The sequence below is a fragment of the Streptosporangium amethystogenes genome, assembly GCF_000721075.1.
In the GTDB taxonomy this organism is placed as follows: Bacteria; Actinomycetota; Actinomycetes; order Streptosporangiales; family Streptosporangiaceae; genus Streptosporangium; species Streptosporangium amethystogenes.
In genome coordinates this window covers 1-19,139 of sequence record NZ_JOEQ01000056.1, presented here as the reverse complement: position 1 = coordinate 19,139, position 19,139 = coordinate 1, and the positions used below count along the sequence as shown (strand labels likewise).

Sequence of the window (19,139 nt, the reverse complement as noted above, 5' to 3'; positions counted from 1 at the left end):
GGTCATGGTTTGCCTTGGTTGTAGCTCTGTACGTAGACCCGGATTCGCTATGCCGTTCCGGGCTGCACGGGCGCGTAGAGAAAGGCGAAGTCAATGGCGTTTCCAACAGTGGTATCGGCCAACACGGGTCTGGCCTACACCGCCAACCGCGGCAACCGCACGGTGTCGGTGATCGACACCGTGAAGGGCGCCACCACTGCGACCGTCCAGGTCGCCACCAGTGGCTGGGCCAGCCCATCGGACGTCGCGGTCAGCCCCGACGGGACCCGCGCCTACGCCGCCAACCCCGACAGCCGCTCCGTGTCGGTGATCGACACGGCGACCAATACCGTCACCGCCACCGTCGCGCTCGCAGCGGCCGGCACCACGCTTGCCGTCTCCCCCGACGGGAAGAAGGTGTACGTCACCGGCCAAGGCACGGGATCCGTCACGGTGATCGACACCGCGACCAACACCGTCAGCACCAAGATCCTCGTGGTCGGCTACGAGAACATGGCTGTCACCCCCAACGGCAGCCGCCTCTACGTCTCCCAGTGGAGCGAACGCAGCGTCGCGGTGATCGACACGACGACCAACAAGCTCATCACCACTGTGCCCACCAACGGTGGCTGCCAAGGCCTGGCGGCACACCCCGACGGCACCCGGGTGTACGTGGCCGGTAACGAAGCCCGGAGCGTGTTCGTCATCAACACCGCCACCAACGCGATCACCCACTCCATCGGCGTGGGCACGCCCCCCACCTGTGTGGCGGTCAACCCCAACGGATCGGGCGTCTACGTCGGGTGCGAAGACGGCCCGGTATCGTTGATCGACTCCATCGGCAACAAGGTCGTGGCCACCGTCCCCATCTTCGACGTCACCGCACTCGCGGTCGCTCCAAACGGCACGTTCGTCTACGCCCCCGACTTCTCCACCCATACGCTCTCGGTCGTCGACACGACCAGCAACACGGTGACCGGCACGGTCACCGTCGGCGCCAATCCGTGCAGCGTCACCTTCGGCCCCGGGGTTCCCCTCACCACCGCCACGCCCACGGTGGTCAAGGGCACGCCCCTCAAGGTGCGCTACTCCACCGTGCCCGGCAACGTCAGCGGCAAGAACTGGGTCGGCCTCTACCCCGACGACGGCGGCGCCACCGTAGGGACGAAGAACTCCTTCCACTGGGCGTACGCGCCCAACGCCGCCGGCAGCGTCACCTTGGACACCGGCAGCGTGCCCGCCCCGGGCCGCTACACCGTCTGGTACCTGTACAACGACAGCTACACGGCCATCACCGGCCCCCTCACCATCACCGTGACCTGAGCCACATCGTCTCCACGGCGGGGTTCCAGGTCGCCTTTCCCGGCATGGCCGCCTACGTGAGCTCCAAGCACGCCGCGCGTGGGCTCACCAAGTCGCTCGCTGTCGACCTCGCCCCGCTCGCGCGCCACCAGCCGGGTCAGCGTGCTGGTCCCCGGCAGCAGCACGTCGTTCTGCCGCAGCCAGCGCACCGCGGACTGGAAGCACGCGGTCGGGCCGTCGCCGATGTTCCAGGCGTGCGCCCGCACCTTGCCCGCCAGCTCGTCCTCGGCCGAGGCGAAGTCCTTCAGCCCGAACGCCTTGGCGATCTCCCAGGTGTGCTCCAGCCGCGTCTTGTCCCGCTCGGTGTAGCGCTTCACGCAGGACGGATCCTCGATCCCCAACTGGGCGGCGACGACGTCCAGGACCTCGTTCGGCACCTCCAGCGGATCGGCCAGGAAGCACCCCAGGTAGCGAACGGTCACCAGCTGCAGAGCGAAGCCGCACCTGATGTGCCGGCCGCGATGCCCCTTGATGAGGGCCATGTCCTCGTTGTCGAGGAAGAAGATCTTCTCCATCTCGGCCCGGGAGGAACGGCCGTACTTCGCCGCTTCTGAGTCGCTCAGGAAGTCGACAGGCATGCACGCAACGTATGACTCAACAGACACAGCACCATCAGAACGACATAACCGTTACCAAGTGCTACCTAACGTGACAGTAGGTAGATCAATATCGCGCTGTGAAACCGAACGGAATCCGGCGCGGGCCGCGTTCGGAGGCAGGGAAACGCTCGGCTCGCTGACCAGCGGGAACCCTGTTAACGCCGGATTCCGTTCCAAATCTCTCTGCCCCCGGGATCCAGCGTGTCAGGAACGCCCTGCAGCGCCTGTAGCGAGAAGAGGTCGATCACGCGGCGATCGCCGCTCAGCGGCCCCGATCGGGTCTGGTGGAGCCCGAGGAGATCTTCGAGCGCGAGGTCCTGGCCCGCCACGCCGTGCCCTCCGCCCCGCGCTGGGCCGGCGAACCCGAGCCCAGAGCCGCACCCGGCCTTGATGACGAGGCCACGCTGGCCGCCGATCGCGCCTGGCTGGTCCAGGCGCTGGCCGCCCGATCCCAGAAGAGCTGATGCCCCCCTTGCTCAGCGGCGCCGTGAGCTTGCCGCGTTTCGTCGCGGCGGCCGCGGCCCGAGCTCGCGCGACGCAACCCGCGCCGGTTTCGTCGCCCACCGCGGCGCAGGCCTTCACGCGACGCAACCGGGGTCGAGGAACAGCGGCGGCTCCGGAAGACACCGCCCCGACGCCCTGCACAGTCTTCCGCGACCTGCGACGCAGCGGTTTACCGCCAATGACTGTCCCGCTGTTCCTCAACCCCGATGCCCCAGGTGTCGAAGCTCCTGTAGATCGCTTCCCACAGGAGCCAGACGTCTTGGACCTGGTGGTGTTCGGCGACCAGGATCGCGGCGATCTCGATGCCGTGGCGAAAGCCCCAGGAGTGTCCGTACGCGCGTGTTTCCTGAGTGAGCAGGAACCGCGCGAAGGGCAGATCAACGGGGCCGGGTCCGCGGATCAGGTTTTCAAGGACCTGCTGCCGTTCCTTCCAGGTGAGGTCGATGGGCCGGTTGTGTTCGTCATGCCGGGCTTCGAACTCGAGCAGTGTCCAGAGCTCGGAGTCGTCGAGCCACCAGTCGAGGCCGGGAACCGCGTCGTGGGTGGGGTCGTCGTGGCGGCCGGTCATGTGGGTGATCCTGTGTCGGACTGCTGATCCGCGGTGGTGCGGTAGCGACGGAGGGAGGTCGTGGGGATGCCGGTCTTGGTGGCGATGACGCCGAGTTCGCGCAGTTCGGCTGGCCTGGGCTTCGGCGATGTCCCGGGCGGTATGCGTCGCCCACATGTCTTCGCGGTGCTGCTGCCCGCGGCGGGCCTGGTCACGCTGGCGCCCGGCGGCCGCGAGTTCCGCGTGCAGTTCCGCCGCCACGCGCTCGCCGTCGGCGTGCATCTGGGCGAGCTCCCAAAATAGGCCGGTCGAGCGTTCGTCCGGGAGGCGCCAGGACTACCGGGAACCCCTACGACCCCGGTCGCAGACGGGCCGCGAGAGGTCATACCGGGGTCGCGTACAACTCTCGACATTGGGCCGATGTCTGGCTGAGGTCATTCCGCCACAGTGATCACATGAATGTGACCGTATTCGGCCTGTCCCTCGCAGAGCTCTTGGCCTTGGCGTCCGCCGTCATGCTGGTGCTGGCCCGCTGGCTGCCGACCGGGGCGCGCCGACCCTCGACGCTGGCTGGCGCGGCGGCCCTCGGGGTGTCCGCGATTGTGCTGGCCGTGCTCGGGATCCGCTGGCAGCTCCTACCCGTCCTCGCAGGTGGGGCCATCGCGCTGGCGTTCGCTGCTCCCTCCCTGCTGAGGTGGCGTGCCGGGCGGCCCGCGCGGCAGACTCGATGGTGGCTGGCCCTGCCGGGATCGGTGGCATGCCTGGCCCTGATCCTGGCGGGCGCGGCGGCGGCGTGGGCGCTGCCCCTGCCCGTGTTCCCCAAGCCATCGGGCGCCTACGCCGTTGGCACCACCGTCGTGCAGTGGACCGACCCTGATCGCACGGAAATCGCCACGTCCCGGGCCGATGACAAGCGGACGGTCGTCGTCCAGCTCTGGTATCCCGCGCAGGGCGGTCCCCCGGCCGCCCAGCGGGCGTGGTACCTCGGCCGCACGGCGCAAGAAGCACAGCTCGTCGCCCGCGGCGAGGCCGACTACCTCGGCCTTCCACGCTTCATTCTCGACGAGCCGTCACGCGCCCGCACGAGCTCAGTGCCTGATGCCCCAGTGGCCGGCGGAGGCAGCCGGTTCCCCGTGGTGCTGTTCTCACCCGGGCTCGGAGGCGTGCGCACCCAGAACACCGCCTGGGCCGAGGAACTGGCCAGCCACGGGTACGTCGTGGCGGCCCTCGACCACCCATACGACTCGGCCGTTGTCACCCTCACCGACGGCCGGACGATCCGCACCCAGGTTGCGGCCACCGGCGACCAGGCGGAGGACGACAGGCGCGCGGCTGGGTGGACGGCGGTCAGGGCCGCCGACCTCAGCTTCGTACTCACCCAGCTCGGCCGCCTGGACCGTGGAGAGATCCCGGGCCTCCTGATCGGGCGGCTCGACACCCGCCGCGCCGCAGCGACCGGCCACTCCCTCGGGGGCGCCGCCGCCCTGCAGGCCGCCCGCCAGGACCCCCGGTTCGCAGCCGTCATCGACCTGGACGGCTTCCCCCGCGACCCCGCAACGCGACCGTTCCACCAGCCCGTGCTCGCGCTCACCCATGACGTCAAACCGGGCGAGGAGCCGGACTACATCCCGCGCCTCACGCGGGTGCTCCAGCTCAGTACGGCGACCGGCTACCGGCTCACCGTCCCCGGCGCGGCGCACCTCACCTTCACCGACGCCCCGCTCTTCCTGCCGCCCCTGCCCGCGCTCATCGGCTCCCTCGGCCGGACTGCCGGGCCGCGCATCACCGCGGCGACCACCGTCGCCTTCCTGGACGCCACACTCCGAGGCAAATCCGGCGACCTGACCGCAGCCCTGTCCAGGTACGGCCGCCTGACCGTCCTATAGGGGGTCCCGGTAGTAGTGGCGCGGGATCCAACGGATATGCCTTTCACCTGCGCTTATGCGGAGCACTCAGGTTGATAGGCCAGTCAGAATCAGCACTTATAGACATAGAACCATCGCTAGCGCGCACCCTGATGTATTTTTTGGTCTGCGGCTAATTTCGGATCCTTCCAGTCCGGACGAACCCTGATCGCTGAACCTCCTGAGAGCATGGTGCAAGGAGTGCTGAGGCACTCAACAGGCCCAAAGATCTTCTAGACGTCATGGGTCGCGTTGGTAGCGGCCTGCGCTACTCATGTGGCGCGTCTTGTCCAGCCTCTAACTACTGCTTGCGCAAGCGAAGATCCGCTCTCCCGGCTCAGCTGTGACGCTGAAGGGAAGGCCGAGGCGGTCGTGGAAGCTGAGAACCGTGCCCTCATCAAGGACATCGAAGCCATGCCGGGTGTAGAAGGTCTCCAAGCCGCTACCGACGCGGAACTGACCGTAGGCCAAAAGGAAGCCGAGTTGGAAGTACAACTGCAGGCACCGGGTCAGCAACGCCGATCCGATGCCCCGGCCGCGGGCCCGTTCGTCGACAGCCACAGCTCGGATCTTCACCACTGCGGTGAGAGCCGCAAGCATGACCTCGAGCGGAATACCCCTGTCAGCGGCATTGGCCACGAGCTTCGGAGGAAGGGAGACCGCATGCAACGCTCCTACCAGCCGGCCGGCACGGTCCTGGACGATCAAGGGTATCGAGAGACCGACTAGCGCGTGGACCGCCGCCTCCTCGGTCCGCACGCTCACCGTTTCAAGAAATCGACGCCTCATAGCAGCGCGCCCGCCGGATAGGCCCAGAGACAGCAGCCAGCCAAGTGGCCCATCGCCCACTGCCGCCAGGAGAGTGTCGTCACGCTCGACGCCAGCCGTCTCCAGTAGCTTCAGCCAGCGTTCGGCCTCGCCGTCGGCCATCGGTCGAATTTTCGAGCCGTCGGGGCCGGACCATCCACGCGCGAGGCGTTCCGGGGTGATGGTCGGGATGCGTCCGCTGCCACCAGGAGCCTTACGTAGGGAGGCCACGTTCGGACCGTACCCGCCTTCGTGCGGCCACCTCGCGTGATGGCCGCCATCGGACATCTCACAGTGTGGGCCGGTCCCCAGCGATTGGTTAATCGAGCGGTCCCAGTCGTCGCCGTCCGTATCGCGAGCCAGGCCGCTGATCGATCCGGCGCACTTGCCGTCGTCGGAACCGATGCTGGCCACGCTCGCCGAGCGCGAAGGAGCTGGGGCAGTGGCCCGTATGTAGGCCTGTCGTCAAAGGGGCGTCAGCCCTGTGGAGTTGTTCTCACTGACAGCACATGCAGATTCACTGACACTTCATGCAGAATGCGCAGGTAGCGCTACTGACATCCCGCTGCAGATTTGCAGTCATCGCGGGACCGGTAGCAGACCCTCTCCACGATCGTCTGTCCAGCACTCAGCCTCTTCGCCTGGCCGGTCGATGCCTGCACCCCTGAACAGGGGGAGGGAGATGGCGTTGAGAGAGGCGTTTTCCGGCGTCGACGACCGCTGCGACGGAAGGGCGTGCGCGTCTCAGGGACGCTCAGAGAAGTCCTCGCGACGCGCGGCGCCGCCTGAGCCCTCAGCCGACGCGTTCTCTGGAGCCGGTTGGAGAGCGAGAAGACGGCTGATCGTCTGCTGGGCGGTGACTTCGCGCTGCTCGGCGGCCTGGGCACGGTGTTCGGCTCGCTCCAGCGCTCCAGTCGGGCGTCGGCCACTGCGGTCCGCAGTTCGTGCCTCATCGCGTTGAACTCGGGTTTGCCGCAGGTCCACGCGTTCGGCGGTGAGTTCCTCGCGGACCCGGCCGGTCTCGGCGCGGGCCGCCTCAGCGTCCTGGTGTGCCTTCTGCCGGCCGGTCTCGGCGCGTTCAATGGGCTACCTGCGGTTTTCAGGTCGCTGCGGGCTTGCTCGAGATCGGCGGCGCAGTCGGCCGGCGCGGTTTGCAGGGTGGCGATCTGCCGGTCGTGGTCGTCGGCCGCGGTGGCGGCCTGGCGGCGTTCGGCGTCCAGGACGCCCTGCAGGGCGAGATCTTGGAGTCCTGGGTGCGCCAAGGCCCGCCAGATCCGCAGCACGCTGGTGGGCGAGATACCCACCTGTTTGGCTGGCTCCCGTTTCGACCAGTGCGTGGCGCCGGCAGGTACCTCCTCCAAAGTGCGCACCACCACCTCCTCCACCTGGCGTCGGTGATGGTGCGTTCCACTCCGTGCCGGGGCTCGTCGCTCAGCCCGTCCAGGCGGCCGGTCAGGAACCGTCCGTGCCAGCGGGCCACCGTCTTGCGGTGGATGCGCAGCCGTCCCGCCACCGCCATGTTGCTGCCGCCCTCGGCGCAGGCCAGTACGATCCGCGCCCGCAAGGCCAGCCCTTGCGCGGTCGTGCGGCGCCTGGCCCATCCCTGCAATGTCAGCCGCTCGGCCTCTGACAGCACCAGCGGCTCCAGTCTGGTGTCCCCCATCTCTCCAGCAGAGCGCACCGCGCGGGCTGCGTCACCAGCAGCCCTCGAATCTGAAACAGGACACGACTCACATGGTGACACCGGCACTCAAGACCGGCTCACTAGACGTTGAGGGCCACGAAGGCGAGCGGAGGAGCCACCACCCGGCCGCCCCCGGCGACGGTGCGGATGGCCTCGATCAGCTCTTTCGGCAGGGAGTCCTTGACCATGAACCCCGCCGCGTGCGCGGACATCGCCCGACGCCGGTGAGGATCAGCGCCCGGCACTCCGGCAGTCGTTCGTGCAGCTCGGCGGCCGCGCTGAGCCCGTCCATACCGGGCAGCTCGATGTCGATCACGGCCACGTCGGGACGGGTGCGCAGAGCCGTCGGCACGATCACGTCACCGGTCCCGACCTCGGCGACGATCTCGATGTCGTCCTCCAACGCCGGCAGAGCGGCCAGCCTCCCGCAGCATGCTCATGTCCGCGGCCAGCAGAACGCGGATCACTCGGTTCCCTTCCATCTGGTGACGAACGTGCCCCCGCCAAGATAGAGAGCCGCACGGCCCGGAGCGGCATCGGCCTCGCCGCCCCGGCCACCTGACGGAGCGCTACTGGGACGCTTGTCGCTCCTGCGGGTGGAGCACACTGGACAGGAAGGCCCTGGTCCGTTCGTGACCCGGGTTGGCCAGGAGTTCGCGGGGTCGGCCCCGCTCGACGACCACGCCGTCGGCGAAGAAGGTCAGCCAGTCGCCGACCTCCCTGGCGAAGGCGATCTCGTGGGTCACCACGACCATCGTCATCCCCTCGGCGGCCAGGCCCTTCATGACCTCCAGTACCTCGTCGACCAGCTCCGGGTCCAGGGCGGAGGTGGGCTCGTCGAACAGCATCAGCTCCGGGTTCATCGCCAGCGCCCTGGCGATGGCCACCCGCTGCTGCTGGCCACCGGAGAGCTGGTGGGGCCGCTTGTGCGCGTGGTCGGCCAGGCCCACCCGCTCCAGGTGCTCCATGGCCAGCACCCGTGCCCGGTCCGCCGGGATACCCAGGACGTGGACGGGGCCGCAGGCGACGTTCTCCAGCGCACTGTGGTGGGCGAACAGGTTGAAGCGCTGGAACACCATGCCGATGTTCCTGCGGAAGGCGGCGAACTCCTTGGGTGTCCAGGGGTGGTATCTGCCGCCGCGCAGGGTATGGCCGACCTCCTGGTCGAGCACTCGCAGGCTGCCGTCGAGCACCGGCTCCAGTCCGTTGATGCATCGCAAAAACGTGGACTTGCCCGAGCCCGACGGGCCGATGACGCAGCTCACCTCGCCGGCGGCCACAGTGAGGTCCACGCCGTTGAGCACCTGCACCTCGCCGTAGCTCATCCGGACGCCCGAGGCCCGCACGACCTGCTTGTCCGGCGTGTTCATGCGGCCGCCTTCGGCAGGATCCTGGTGGCCAGGCCGCCGCCGCGCACCAGCCGTACGGCCTCGGCGCCGAAGCGGCGCTCCAGTCTGCCCTGCAGGAAGGTCGCCACGGCGGTCATGAGCATGTACCAAAGGCTCGCCACGATCAGCAGCTCCATGATCAGATTGTTCACCTTGTAGATCTGGCTGGCATTGGTCATCAGGTCGTGCCCGGCGACCACATAGACCAGCGAGGTGGTTTTCAGCATGGAGATGAACTCGTTGCCGGTGGGCGGGATGATGATGCGCAGCGCCTGGGGCAGCACGATGACCCGCATCCGCTTGGCCGGGGTCATGCCCAGCGCGTACGCCGCCTCGGTCTGGCCGTTGTCGACGGCCTGGATCCCGGCGCGCACAGTCTCGGCGAAGTAGGCCGCCAGGTTCAGCCCCAACCCCAGCATGGCCGAGGTGAAGCCGGTCATCACCTCGTTGGTGTCCCACTTGACGCCGATCATGGTAAACGGGATCTTGAGCACCATCTCGGGGAACAGGAATGCCAGGTTGTACCAGAAGATGAGCTGCACCAGCACCGGCGTGCCACGGAAGAACCAGATGTAGAACGTGGCCAGCCCGCTCAGCACCGGGTTGTGCGCCAGCCGCATGATCGCGACCAGCACGCCCAGGACCAGCCCGAGGGCCGTGGCCAGGACCGAGATCTCGATGGTTACCCAGACCCCGCTCAGGATCCGCTCGTGGAACACGTACTCGGCGACCTTGCCCCAGTCCAGGTTTGGGTTGGCCACGATGAGGTAGGCCAGCTGGGCCGCGACCGCCAGTGCGACCGCCGCGGCCAGCCAGCGGCCCCAGTGCCAGGTCCGCGCGACGGGGATCGGCCTGCCCGACGCGTCGGTGATCGGTTCGGTCCGCACGGTCACTTACCGCCGTTGATCACGGCGGACTGGACGGCCAGCTTGTCGAGGTTCCACGCCGCGAGCAGCTTGCCGTACTCCCCGCTCTGGATGAGCGCGTCCAGCGCGCCCCTGACGGACTCGATGAGCTCCTTGTTGTCCGGCTTCATCCCGATGCCCCACGGGCTCTCGGTGCCTTCGAGGGCGATCGCCTCCATGGCGAGCTTGGGATCTGCGGACTTGTAGGCGGCCACCACGTAGTCGGTGACGGTGGCCTGCGCCCGACCGTTGCGCACCTGGAGCATGGCCTCTGTGTCGCCGGGGAACTTCAGGATGTTCACCGCGGTCTTGCCGTCCTTCTTGCAGTCGGCGTCGTAGCTCTCGGCCAGCTCCATCGAGGAGCCGTTGTCGACGACGGAGACGGTCTTGCCGCAGATGTCCGCCGGCCCGGCGATGCCGGCCGGGTTGCCCTTCTTGACCAGCAGCGCCGAGCCCGCCTGCACGTAGTCGACGAAGGTGACCTGTCCCTGCCGCTCGGGGTTGTCGGTCATCGAGGAGATGACGAAGTCGTAGCGGCCGGTGAGCACCCCGGGGATCTGTGAGTTGAACTCCTCGTCGGTGATGGTCACGTTGACGCCGAGCTTCCTGGCGATGGCCCTGGTCAGGGCGGGGTCGAAGCCGATCGCCGCCTTGCCGTCACTGGCGAACATCTCCATCGGCGGGTAGCCCAGGGAGGAGACGACCTTCAGGCCGGCGGACTTCACGTTCGCCGGCGCCTTGGCGGCGAGGTCCTTGTCAGGGGTGATGGCGTTGATGACGTCGGCAGCCTTCTCCTCGGTGGGAGCCGGGTCGAGAACGACGTCCGGCGTCGCGACCGCCGCGTCGGACGTGCCGCCGTCCAGGGACTGGGCGCCGCAGGCCGTGGTGGCGGCCAGCAGTGCGCCGGCGGCGAGCGTGGTGAGAATCCGGGTGTTCAACGGGGAGGGCTCCTTCAGGAGTGCTGCCAGCGGACTTCGCCGCCGACGACAGTGGTCATGACCTTGGTACGCAGCACCGCGTCTGGCGACTCCACGAAGGGGTCGGTGTCCACCGCGATGAAGTCGGCGAGCTTGCCGGGGGCGAGGACGCCCTTGTTCTCCTCCTCGCCCGCGGCGTAGGCCGCGCCGAGGGTGTGGGCGGTGAGGGCCTCGCCCATGCTCAGCCGCTGCTCGGGCTGCCAGCCACCGGCGGGTGTGCCGTCGGTGCGGGTACGGGTCACCGCGGCGTACAGTGCTGCGAAGGGGTTGGGGTGCTCGACCGGGGCATCGGAGCCGAAGGCCAGCGCGACGCCGACGTTCAGCATCCCGCGCCAGGCGTAGGAGGCCAGATCGTGCCCGGCCAGCAGGGAGTCGACCAGGTCGATGTCGCTGGTGCAGTGTACGGGCTGCATCGAGGCGGCGATGCCCAGCCTGGCCATCCTGGTCAAGTCGCCGGTCCGCAGGTGCTGGGCGTGCTCGATGCGGTGCCGCAGCCCCGCCGTACGGCCGATGGCCTCGTAGGCGTCGATGACCAGGTGGTTGGCCTGGTCCCCGATGGCGTGCGTGGCCACCGCGATGCCGGCCCCGGCTGCCATGCCGAACAGCTTGACCAGGTCCTCGTACGGCGTGACCGCGATGCCCACGTTGCCCTGCTCGCCGACGAAGGACTCGCCCATGTGGCAGGTGTGCGAGCCCAGCGCCCCGTCACTGAAGATCTTCACGGGCCCGGTGCGGAACCAGTCGTCGCCCTGCCCGGTGCGGCGCCCCTCGGCGATGGCCGCCTCCAGGTGGATCATCGGGATCGCCTTGTGCACGCGCAGCTTCAGCTCACCGGCCTCGCGCAGCTCCAGGTAGGCGGCCCGGCAGTCCTCGCCGTCGATGTCGTGCACGCTGGTCAGACCGAGTGCGAGCAGTTCCTCCTGCCCGGCGCGGAGCTGGTCGCGCAGGTCGGCGGAGACCATGAGGTTGCGCAGCGGGTAGGAGGCCGACTCGCGCAGGATGCCGGTGGGCTCCCCGCTCGCGTCCCTGACGATCTCGCCGCCCACCGGGTCGGGGGTGGTGGCGTCGATGCCGGCCAGCCGCAGGGCGGCGGAGTTGGCCCACACCGTGTGGCCGTCGACGTTGGGCAGCGCGACCGGCAGTTCGGGGCAGATCGAGTCCAGCGCGTACCTGTCCGGCTGCGCCGGCGGATCCCAGGTGTTGCTGTTCCACCGGCCGCCGAACAGCCAGGCACCCGGCCGCAGCCGCGCCGCGTGCGCGGCCACCATGGTCAGCGCGTCGTCCAGGGAGCGCACGTCGCGCAGATCCACCGCGTCCAGGCTCAGAGCGTACTGCGCGGTGTGGATGTGGGCGTCGTAGAGCCCGGGGAGCACGGCGGCACCCTCCAGGTCGATCAGCTCCGCTCCCGGGCCCGCGACCTCGCGTACCTCCGCCTCTCCGCCGACGGCCAGCAGCCGCTCGCCGTCCACGGCCATGGCCTGGGCCAACGGGTGGCCGCTGTCTCCTGTGCGGATGGCGGCATTGCGATATACGCGGATGCTCATATGACTCTCTAAGGGTTGAGGAACGGTGGCCATCACTGTAGGAGTGGCGGAAAGAAGTCGGAAGCGCTATAAACACGACATTTAGCAACGCTGAGCACAAGGAACTCTAATGCTGAAGCCGGACCACCTGCGCACTCTCCGTGAAGTCGTTGAGTTGGGGTCCTTCGCCGCCGCCGCCAACCGGCTCGGCTACACCTCATCGGCCGTCTCCCAGCAGATGGCCTCGCTGGAGCGAGAGATCGGCGTGAAGCTGTTCGCCCGCTCCGCCCACAGCGTGCTGCCCACCAGCGCCGCCGAGGTGCTGGCCAGGCAGGCGGAGACCGTACTCATCGACATCGAGCGCATGGTCGCCACCGTCCAGGCCGTACACAGGAACAGCGAGCGGCAGATCCGCCTGGGCATCTTCCCCAGCTTCGCCGACGTGCTGACCGGAGTCCTGCGGCGGATGGAGCCCGAGGAGCGCAGCGGCATCCGGGTCTCCGTCGCCGAGTCCTCCCAGCTCATCCCACGCTTGGGCGCCGGCGGCGAGATGGACGCGGCGATCATCTACCAGGTGGGGAACTCCGGCCTGTCATGGCCGTCGGCGCTGGGCCGGCGCTGGATCGCCGAGGACCGCTACAAGCTCGTCCTGCCGCGCAGCTGGCCCGACCTGGCGCCCTACCGGGTCGAGCACCTCGTCGACCTTCCGTGGATCATGCACCACCCGGCGACCAGCGACGCCTCCCTCTTCGAAGGCCTGTTCGCCCACTGGGGCCTGCACCCCCGGGTGGCCTGCCACTCCGACGACTTCAAGATCACCATAGCCATGATCGGGGCGGGGATGGGCGCGGCGCTCGTCCCCGACCTCGCGCTGCGCGGGCACGGCCCGGACATCGTGGTCGTCGACGTGCCGTGGCTGAACATCAGCCGCAGCATCTTCACCCTCGTCCATCCCGACCGCGAGACCGCCCGGCTGCAGTCCTTGCTGGACGCGCTGACGGTCTGACCGCTCCCGCGCACTCGACTGGACACGGTGGATCTGCCAGCATGTGCCGGATTACGGGCGCAGCCGGTGACGGACCCGGCGCGCCGGGTCCGTCACCGGCCGGCTCCCCTGTGACTGGGGCGGGCGTTAGGAGGTTCTTGATCGTGGAACACCAGGCGGCGATCGCCAGGTCCGCCGAGGCCATGCGCCTGCACAGCGGGCACAACATCCTCATCGAGTCCGGCCCCGAGCCGGTCATCGACCGGCTCGCACGCCGCGACCGGCCGGTGCCCGCCACCCCGCCCGAGCTGTGGGCCTGGACGTTCGTGGTCAAAGACATGATCGATGTCGCCGGGCTCCGCACGACCCGGGGATCCGTCCTGTACGGGAGCGAGGAGGCGCTGACCACCGCGCCGTGCGTCGAACTGCTGGAGCGTGCCGGGGCGCTGCTGGTCGGCAAGGCGAACCAGCACGAGTTCGCCTGGGGCGTCACGAGCGAGAACCCGCACTGGGGCGATGTGCGCAACCCGCGCCACGAGCACCTGGCTCCCGGCGGGTCGAGCGGCGGCACGGCCGCGGCGCTCGCCGCCGGGATCGCCCGGGTCGGCCTCGGCACCGACACCGGCGGCTCGGTGAGGATCCCGGCGGCCTGCTGCGGTGTGGTCGGACTGCGCCCAAGGGCCGGCGTCCTTTCCTCCGAGGGGGTCGCGCCCCTCGCCCCGATGTTCGACGTGGTCGGGCCGATGGCCACCTCGGTCGCCGACTGCGCGCGTGTGTGGCGGGTGCTCTCCGGGGAGGCCGTCGAGCCACCGCGCTCGCTGTCGGGGCTGGTCGTCGGCGTCGCCGAAGGATGCGCGCAGGCCGGGGAGTTCGCGGACCTGGGCGCCGAGGTCCGCGAGATCGCCCTGCCGTACGAGATTCTCGCCCCGTACTGGACGATCGTGGGCGCGCAGGCTCGGCGCACCCACGAGGCCACCTACCCGGTGAACGCCGCGAGCTACAGCGAGGGTGTGCGGCGGAAGCTGGACGACGCCGCCGGGGTCTGCCATCGGGAGTACCGCCGGGCCGTGGAAGAACTCCTGGCCGTCCGGGCCGGGTTCTCGGCGGAGATGTCCGGCATCGACGTCCTGATCACGCCGACACTCGGTGGCCCCGCGCCGCGGGCCGGCTGCGACGAGGCCGCCGTCCGCGGCGAGGTCGGCCGGATCACCTCCGTCGTGTCCGCGCTCGGCCTGCCCGCGCTGGCCATCGGAGACCTGCAGGTGGTGGGGCGCGGCGAGGCCGACGTACTGCGGGCCGGCCTGTGCTGGGAGGCCGGCGGAGGCGCGATCCCCGCGCCGCGCTGAACATCAGATACGCGGCGACAGGCTCCACGGGTCCACCGGGACGACGCCCGTGCAGCGGCCGAAGGGGTCGAGGACCCGCCCGTAGAGCTTCGACTGCCTCAGAACGATCTGCCGGTCGGCGATGCTCACGTACGGGAACCGCTCCTCAAGGCGCATCACCAGCGGATGCAGGTCGGAGACCCCGTGCAGGCCGACGGTAAGAAGCATGTTGCGGGCCCCGGCGAGCGCCGCGCACGTCCGCGTCTCCGGCCAGTCGAGCAGCGCCCGGCCCGTCTCCTCCAGCCGGCCGTCCGGCATCCGCAGCCACAGCACCGCCGAGGAGTGCCAGCCCGCGTGCGAGCGCGCCAGGTCGCAGCGGAAGTCGATGTCGCCGGTCGCGACCAGGCGTGACAGCCTGCGCTGCACCGTGCGCTCGGACTTGCCGACGGCTTCCGCGAGCTCGGAGTAGGTGGCGCGGCCGTCTGCGATCAGGGCCTTGAACAGCAGCCGGTCGATCTCGTCCATCTGCCTGGTGGACTCCGCCGGCCCGGACCGCCTGGCCAGCACACCTACGGATCGCGGCGGCAGCACCCGCAACCGCCAGCGGCACGAGGCCTCGAAGACGCGCGTGGCGATATGGGTGCGGACCTTCGCCACGCCGGGCACCCGCGGCAGATCTGTGAGCAGGTAGTCCGCCAGCGCCGGCATCGACGCGGCGACGGCGATCACGAACAGGTCGTGACCGGCGGCGACGTGCTGCACGGTGATGAGGTGGCCCGCCGCCGCGAGCGTGCCGGCGACTTCGGCCGCCGCCCCGGCCTCGCAGTCGATCTCCAGGAAAGCCATGCTCATCGCGTGCATCTGGCGCTGCCCCAGGGCGACGCTGGTCCATGCCTCACCCGTGCTGTTCAGCCGCTGCCAGCGCCGCGCCGCCGTCACCGGATCCGCGCGGGTCGCCGTCCCGACGTCCACCCAGCTCGCTCGCGGGTTGATCTGGAGGGCGTCGATGAGTTCGAGGTCGGTCTCCGACAGCAGCCGCTGAGGCTCGACGCCGGAAACCTGCATGATCGCTCCTTCGATGTCACATTGCTGCGTCTGAACACCGGGTTCACCTTATACCTCGATCCTTGTGCGGGCAGCCGACCCTGGCTCGCCCAGCTCACCACATGGGAGAGGACGCTTCCCAATGACCCAGCTCCACGATTGCGCCCCGGTGCCGGCCGGGGGACGGGCCGTCGATCCCGGGTCCGGCCCGCACGCGGTCGCGGACCTGGCCGTCGTGGTCAAGGGCGGGCGTCCCATGTCGCCCGGCGCCCTCTCGCGCACGCCCGGCACCGGCACGGCACTGTCCGGCCACGTCATCGCCGGTGGTGCCCGGTGAGCGAGACCCGGCTGGTCGGCGTCCTGGGCGGCATGGGCCCGGCGGCCACCGTCGACTTCTACGGCAAGCTCGTGGAGGAGACAGCGGCCACCTGCGACCAGGGACACGTGCCCGTCGTCATCTGGGGTGACCCCCGCGTCCCCGACCGTTCCCTGAGTCTGCTCGGCGGCGGCGAGGACCCGACCCCGTACCTGCGGCGCGGCATCGAAGGGCTGAAGCGGGCGGGGTGCGAGGTGCTAGCCGTGCCCTGCAACACCGCTCACGCCTTCGTCCCGCGGCTGGCGGACGAGGCCGGGCTGGAGCTGGTGAGCATCATCGAGGTCACGGCCGACGCCCTCGACGCCGACGGCGTCCGCGCGGCCGGAGTGCTGGCCACCTCGGGCACCATGCACGCCGGCCTGTACGCGGAGGCTCTGCGACGGCGCGGCGTGGCGGCGATCGAGCCGGACGAGCCCGGCCAGCGGCAGGTCACGACGGCCATCGGCGCCGTCAAGAGCGGCGACGTCCGACCGACCCACCGGCAGGCGCTGGAGGAACTCTCCCGCGCCCTCGCCGATCGCGGCGCGGAGCGGGTCGTCACCGCGTGCACCGAACTCGTCCTGGCTCTGGACGGCTCCCGCGTCCCCGTCCCGGTTCTCGACCCCGCCCGCCTGCTGGCCCGCCGGGTCGTCGACATGGTGCTCGGCGCTCAGCGCCTCCCGCCGCGCCGTCGAACGGCCGGCCACAACACGACCGTCATGGCCGGCGCGCCCACGGCAGCTCCGGTGAACAGGCCCAAGATGATAGAGAACCTGACGGTGGCGAACTCGGGATGGGTGGCTGCGAGTTCCTGACAAGCCCGGCCGATTGTGCACCAGACGGTGTGAGCGGACATACCGCGTTGACTGCCACTGTGAAGGGTCTGGAACAGGTAGGGCAGTTCCTGGCTCCAGAGCTTCTCGTGCAGGTCGTAGCGTGCGCAGACGGGAACGCTACCGCGCTCGTCGCGGTAGCGTCGGATGATCTGGGCGATCACATGGAACAGCTCGGCCGACATGGGGATGACTCGTTACCGGTCGCTCTTGGACGGGCCAACGACCACTTCGCCGTTGAACCGCTGGTAGTCGCGGATGCTGAGATGGCTCAGCTCAGTCAGTTCCTCAGCCCGCAGGCCAGCCAGCCGAAGCGTGTCGATGACGGCCCACTGCCAGAACGCGAGCTTCTCCTCGCGGAAGACCTTCACCGGCTCGCCGGTAACTCGGTTTATCGCACAGACCGGGGGCCGGTTGTGGCGCTGGTCTCTCGTGGAATCGCGCAGCCGGTGCCACCTGTCGCTGACGTGCTGGGACAGGACTGGCAGCAGTGGTTGCCGGTCGCGGGTGCGGTGGGCCATGCGTTCCTGGAGCCGATATAACGGATCTACCTCCAGGGGCCTTCACCACCATGGCCGAGCTGCGGGAACGGGCTTACTGTGCGTTTTCGTTTCACCACACTCTGCCCCCGCTCCTGCTTCATGGCACGGTTTCCGTACAATCCGCTCATGATCAGGCGACTAGCCGCGATCGCGATGCTGAGCATCGCCGCGGCGGGATGCTCAGGCGACGGCGCGGACTCGCAGGACTCCTCGGGGAGAGCGCCGGGCCACAGCACTCCGGCCGAGGGGGGCCTGTCTTTGTCTGCGGGAGTGTGGACGGAGACGGGCGGTGGGGGCGCCGCGATGATCAGGGTCGTCGCGACCGCGCCCGGCGAGGCGTGGGCGGTGGGTACCGACGGCGAGAGTCTCGGCCGGTATGGCGGCAGTTTGCAGCGCTGGGACGGCCGCGTATGGCGGTCCACGCGCCCACCGGAGGGGCTGCGGTATCCCAAGGTGGTGTCCGGAATGTCCGCGAACAACGTCTGGATCTTCGATCGGGACGCGGACGCGTGGCGCTGGGACGGCCACCGGTGGTCAGGCCGGGGACGACCGCCCTGGCCGCGCTCGGTCGTCGTGGAGGACGCCGTCGTCGCCGGACCTGCCGACGTGTGGGTCGCCGGCACACAGAACGTCGGCACGCGGAACAGCCCGTCCTGGCGTCCCCTCCCCCTCGCGCGCTGGTCTCCGTCAGGCTGGTCCGAGGTTTCCTCCCCCTCGCCCTACATAAGCAGGTTAAGCGCGGCGGCCCCGGATGACCTGTGGGCACTTGCCGGCGGTGATCTGGGCGACGTCTCCATGATCGAGCACTGGGACGGACACCGCTGGAGAGCCGTGCATACGCCGCCGTCGCTCAGCGGCGCAAAGGTCCAGTTCCGCGACGTCGTGGCGATATCGGCGCGGGAGGTATGGGTTGCAGGCTCGGTCCTGTGGCCAGGCCGCCGCCAGGCCGCGCTGCTAATGCGCTGGGATGGCGGCCGATGGAACCTGGCCGGCGGCGTCTCTGCGGGGGCGACCTCGTTCGGATCCGTGGCGCCGGACGGCCGCGGCGGGGTATGGCTCGGCGCCTCCAACTACGCCTACGACGACCATCGCATTCTGCTCCACTTCGACGGCCGATCTTGGACATACGAGAAGGCGCCCAGGATCAACAACGCGCCCGAGGTATTCGACATGGCAAAGGTTCCCGGAGGCGACCAGGTGCTCGCGGTCGGCGGCAACCCCTCCTTCGACGAGCACAGCAGTGGGTGGATCTGGATGAGGCGCTGATGAGGGTCGAGACGCCACTGGCAGGGGCCAATGATCAGCCATCAGCCCGCGGTGTCTTTCTGCCAGTGCCGCTCCGCGCTTCAGGCGGCGAGGTCGAGAACAGTGAAGTCGATCTTCTTGAGCTCAGGGTTGAACACCGCAGGCTCTACACCGATCTCGTCGGTGGCATAGGCGCCGAACCGGCTGATGTGGGCGCGTAGGTAGGGCGACAGCGCGCCGAGCTCTTCGGCGGTGATGGGCCAGCCCTCGGCCACCAGGGTGCGCACCACGTTCATCAGGTCCAGGGCGGGGACGGTTTTCGGTGTAACTCCTGATCAAGGAGATACACCTGATGAGTACTGTGATTCAGGCATCCGCAGACACGGACCTGGAGGAAGCCGCGGTGACGCGGAAAGACGAGGCGTCGGATCGCGAGTTGGTCGGTCGGCTGGTCGACCAGGCCCGCGCCGAGGGCTTGGAGCTGGTGGGCGAGAACGGGCTGCTGGGCCGGCTGACGAAGCTGGTGCTGGAGTCGGCGCTGGAAGGCGAGATCACCGATCACCTCGGCTGTGACAAGCACGAGCGAGCCGGCCGCCAGACGGGCAACTCCCGCAACGGGACGCGGTCCAAG

At 69.2% G+C, this 19,139-nt stretch carries 21 protein-coding genes and 2 pseudogenes; 11 read left to right on the top strand and 12 right to left on the bottom strand.

Features of this window, described 5'->3' with window-relative positions:
* Positions 1 to 93: 93 nt before the first annotated feature.
* Entirely contained in the window at positions 94 to 1,302 is a 1,209-nt protein-coding gene (locus IG98_RS0141020) for a YncE family protein (protein ID WP_084196023.1), read from the top strand.
* Here the strand turns inward: IG98_RS0141020 and IG98_RS0141015 are convergent.
* Positions 1,260 to 1,919, bottom strand: a complete 660-nt coding sequence (locus IG98_RS0141015; protein WP_051753575.1) for a DUF4158 domain-containing protein — start codon at positions 1,917 to 1,919, stop codon at positions 1,260 to 1,262. The two genes, IG98_RS0141020 and IG98_RS0141015, sit on opposite strands and share 43 nt — an antisense overlap.
* A 305-nt stretch (positions 1,920 to 2,224) precedes the next feature.
* Here IG98_RS0141015 and IG98_RS0141010 point away from each other — a divergent pair, with 305 nt between their 5' ends.
* A complete protein-coding gene (locus IG98_RS0141010) occupies positions 2,225 to 2,404 on the top strand; it encodes a hypothetical protein (protein ID WP_030925447.1) in 180 nt (59 codons plus the stop codon).
* 209 nt (positions 2,405 to 2,613) lie between these two features.
* On the opposite strand, the gene IG98_RS0141005 is transcribed toward IG98_RS0141010, so the two are convergent.
* Positions 2,614 to 3,012 carry a hypothetical protein gene (locus IG98_RS0141005; RefSeq protein WP_030925445.1) on the bottom strand — a complete coding sequence of 133 codons (399 nt, stop codon included), beginning with the start codon at positions 3,010 to 3,012 and terminating at the stop codon, positions 2,614 to 2,616.
* Positions 3,013 to 3,153: 141 nt separating this feature from the next.
* Here IG98_RS0141005 and IG98_RS0141000 point away from each other — a divergent pair, with 141 nt between their 5' ends.
* Together IG98_RS0141000 and IG98_RS0140995 are read left to right on the top strand one after the other, a co-directional pair.
* Positions 3,154 to 3,294 (top strand): hypothetical protein, encoded by a 141-nt coding sequence (locus IG98_RS0141000; protein ID WP_157594810.1) that lies wholly within the window; start codon positions 3,154 to 3,156, stop codon positions 3,292 to 3,294.
* Positions 3,295 to 3,446: 152 nt separating this feature from the next.
* Positions 3,447 to 4,877 (top strand): alpha/beta hydrolase family protein, encoded by a 1,431-nt coding sequence (locus IG98_RS0140995; RefSeq protein WP_030925441.1) that lies wholly within the window; start codon positions 3,447 to 3,449, stop codon positions 4,875 to 4,877.
* Between the two features lie 315 nt (positions 4,878 to 5,192).
* On the opposite strand, the gene IG98_RS0140990 is transcribed toward IG98_RS0140995, so the two are convergent.
* Complete coding sequence (locus tag IG98_RS0140990) at positions 5,193 to 5,825, bottom strand: GNAT family N-acetyltransferase (RefSeq protein WP_030925439.1); 633 nt, start codon at positions 5,823 to 5,825, stop codon at positions 5,193 to 5,195.
* 696 nt (positions 5,826 to 6,521) lie between these two features.
* Between IG98_RS0140990 and IG98_RS53970 the strand changes: the two genes are divergently transcribed.
* Positions 6,522 to 7,100: a hypothetical protein gene (locus IG98_RS53970; RefSeq protein WP_030925438.1), complete on the top strand. Its 579-nt coding sequence runs from the start codon at positions 6,522 to 6,524 to the stop codon at positions 7,098 to 7,100.
* 31 nt (positions 7,101 to 7,131) lie between these two features.
* Here IG98_RS53970 and IG98_RS55030 read toward each other — a convergent pair.
* From IG98_RS55030 to IG98_RS0140960, 6 genes and pseudogenes are all read right to left on the bottom strand, one after another.
* Positions 7,132 to 7,365: pseudogene (locus IG98_RS55030) on the bottom strand (helix-turn-helix domain-containing protein); the annotation flags it as partial.
* Between the two features lie 178 nt (positions 7,366 to 7,543).
* Positions 7,544 to 7,789 carry a response regulator gene (locus IG98_RS49665; protein ID WP_051753574.1) on the bottom strand — a complete coding sequence of 82 codons (246 nt, stop codon included), beginning with the start codon at positions 7,787 to 7,789 and terminating at the stop codon, positions 7,544 to 7,546.
* A gap of 166 nt (positions 7,790 to 7,955) precedes the next feature.
* Positions 7,956 to 8,756 carry an amino acid ABC transporter ATP-binding protein gene (locus IG98_RS0140975; RefSeq protein ID WP_030925435.1) on the bottom strand — a complete coding sequence of 267 codons (801 nt, stop codon included), beginning with the start codon at positions 8,754 to 8,756 and terminating at the stop codon, positions 7,956 to 7,958.
* On the bottom strand, positions 8,753 to 9,661 hold the full coding sequence (locus IG98_RS0140970; RefSeq protein WP_245651925.1) for an amino acid ABC transporter permease: 909 nt from the start codon (positions 9,659 to 9,661) through the stop codon (positions 8,753 to 8,755). The genes IG98_RS0140975 and IG98_RS0140970 overlap by 4 nt, the downstream gene beginning before the upstream one ends.
* A 2-nt stretch (positions 9,662 to 9,663) precedes the next feature.
* The gene (locus tag IG98_RS0140965) at positions 9,664 to 10,617 is read right to left on the bottom strand and encodes an ABC transporter substrate-binding protein (RefSeq protein WP_030925431.1); all 954 of its coding nucleotides are present in this window, start codon (positions 10,615 to 10,617) and stop codon (positions 9,664 to 9,666) included.
* 14 nt (positions 10,618 to 10,631) lie between these two features.
* Positions 10,632 to 12,200 (bottom strand): amidohydrolase, encoded by a 1,569-nt coding sequence (locus IG98_RS0140960; RefSeq protein WP_030925428.1) that lies wholly within the window; start codon positions 12,198 to 12,200, stop codon positions 10,632 to 10,634.
* A gap of 109 nt (positions 12,201 to 12,309) precedes the next feature.
* Here IG98_RS0140960 and IG98_RS0140955 point away from each other — a divergent pair, with 109 nt between their 5' ends.
* On the top strand, positions 12,310 to 13,185 hold the full coding sequence (locus tag IG98_RS0140955; RefSeq protein ID WP_030925426.1) for a LysR family transcriptional regulator: 876 nt from the start codon (positions 12,310 to 12,312) through the stop codon (positions 13,183 to 13,185).
* A gap of 143 nt (positions 13,186 to 13,328) precedes the next feature.
* A complete protein-coding gene (locus IG98_RS0140950; RefSeq protein WP_169750281.1) occupies positions 13,329 to 14,510 on the top strand; it encodes an amidase in 1,182 nt (393 codons plus the stop codon).
* A 3-nt stretch (positions 14,511 to 14,513) separates the two neighbouring features.
* Here IG98_RS0140950 and IG98_RS0140945 read toward each other — a convergent pair whose 3' ends face one another.
* Entirely contained in the window at positions 14,514 to 15,554 is a 1,041-nt protein-coding gene (locus tag IG98_RS0140945; protein WP_030925422.1) for an Lrp/AsnC family transcriptional regulator, read from the bottom strand.
* Positions 15,555 to 15,675: 121 nt separating this feature from the next.
* Here IG98_RS0140945 and IG98_RS0140940 point away from each other — a divergent pair, with 121 nt between their 5' ends.
* Both IG98_RS0140940 and cuyB read left to right on the top strand, forming a co-directional pair.
* Positions 15,676 to 15,870 (top strand): hypothetical protein, encoded by a 195-nt coding sequence (locus IG98_RS0140940; RefSeq protein ID WP_030925419.1) that lies wholly within the window; start codon positions 15,676 to 15,678, stop codon positions 15,868 to 15,870.
* Complete coding sequence (gene cuyB / locus IG98_RS0140935; protein ID WP_063766376.1) at positions 15,867 to 16,703, top strand: cysteate racemase; 837 nt, start codon at positions 15,867 to 15,869, stop codon at positions 16,701 to 16,703. The genes IG98_RS0140940 and cuyB overlap by 4 nt, the downstream gene beginning before the upstream one ends.
* Before the next feature lie 215 nt (positions 16,704 to 16,918).
* Here the strand turns inward: cuyB and IG98_RS0140930 are convergent, their stop codons facing one another.
* On the bottom strand, positions 16,919 to 17,242 hold the full coding sequence (locus tag IG98_RS0140930) for a hypothetical protein (RefSeq protein ID WP_030925415.1): 324 nt from the start codon (positions 17,240 to 17,242) through the stop codon (positions 16,919 to 16,921).
* A gap of 147 nt (positions 17,243 to 17,389) precedes the next feature.
* Between IG98_RS0140930 and IG98_RS0140925 the strand changes: the two genes are divergently transcribed.
* Positions 17,390 to 18,529, top strand: a complete 1,140-nt coding sequence (locus IG98_RS0140925; RefSeq protein ID WP_157594809.1) for a hypothetical protein — start codon at positions 17,390 to 17,392, stop codon at positions 18,527 to 18,529.
* 80 nt (positions 18,530 to 18,609) lie between these two features.
* Here IG98_RS0140925 and IG98_RS0140920 read toward each other — a convergent pair.
* Positions 18,610 to 18,816: pseudogene (locus tag IG98_RS0140920) on the bottom strand (Tn3 family transposase); the annotation flags it as partial.
* A 44-nt stretch (positions 18,817 to 18,860) separates the two neighbouring features.
* Here IG98_RS0140920 and IG98_RS0140915 point away from each other — a divergent pair.
* A partial coding sequence (locus IG98_RS0140915; RefSeq protein ID WP_211264328.1) for a transposase occupies positions 18,861 to 19,139 on the top strand: 279 nt, incomplete at its 3' end.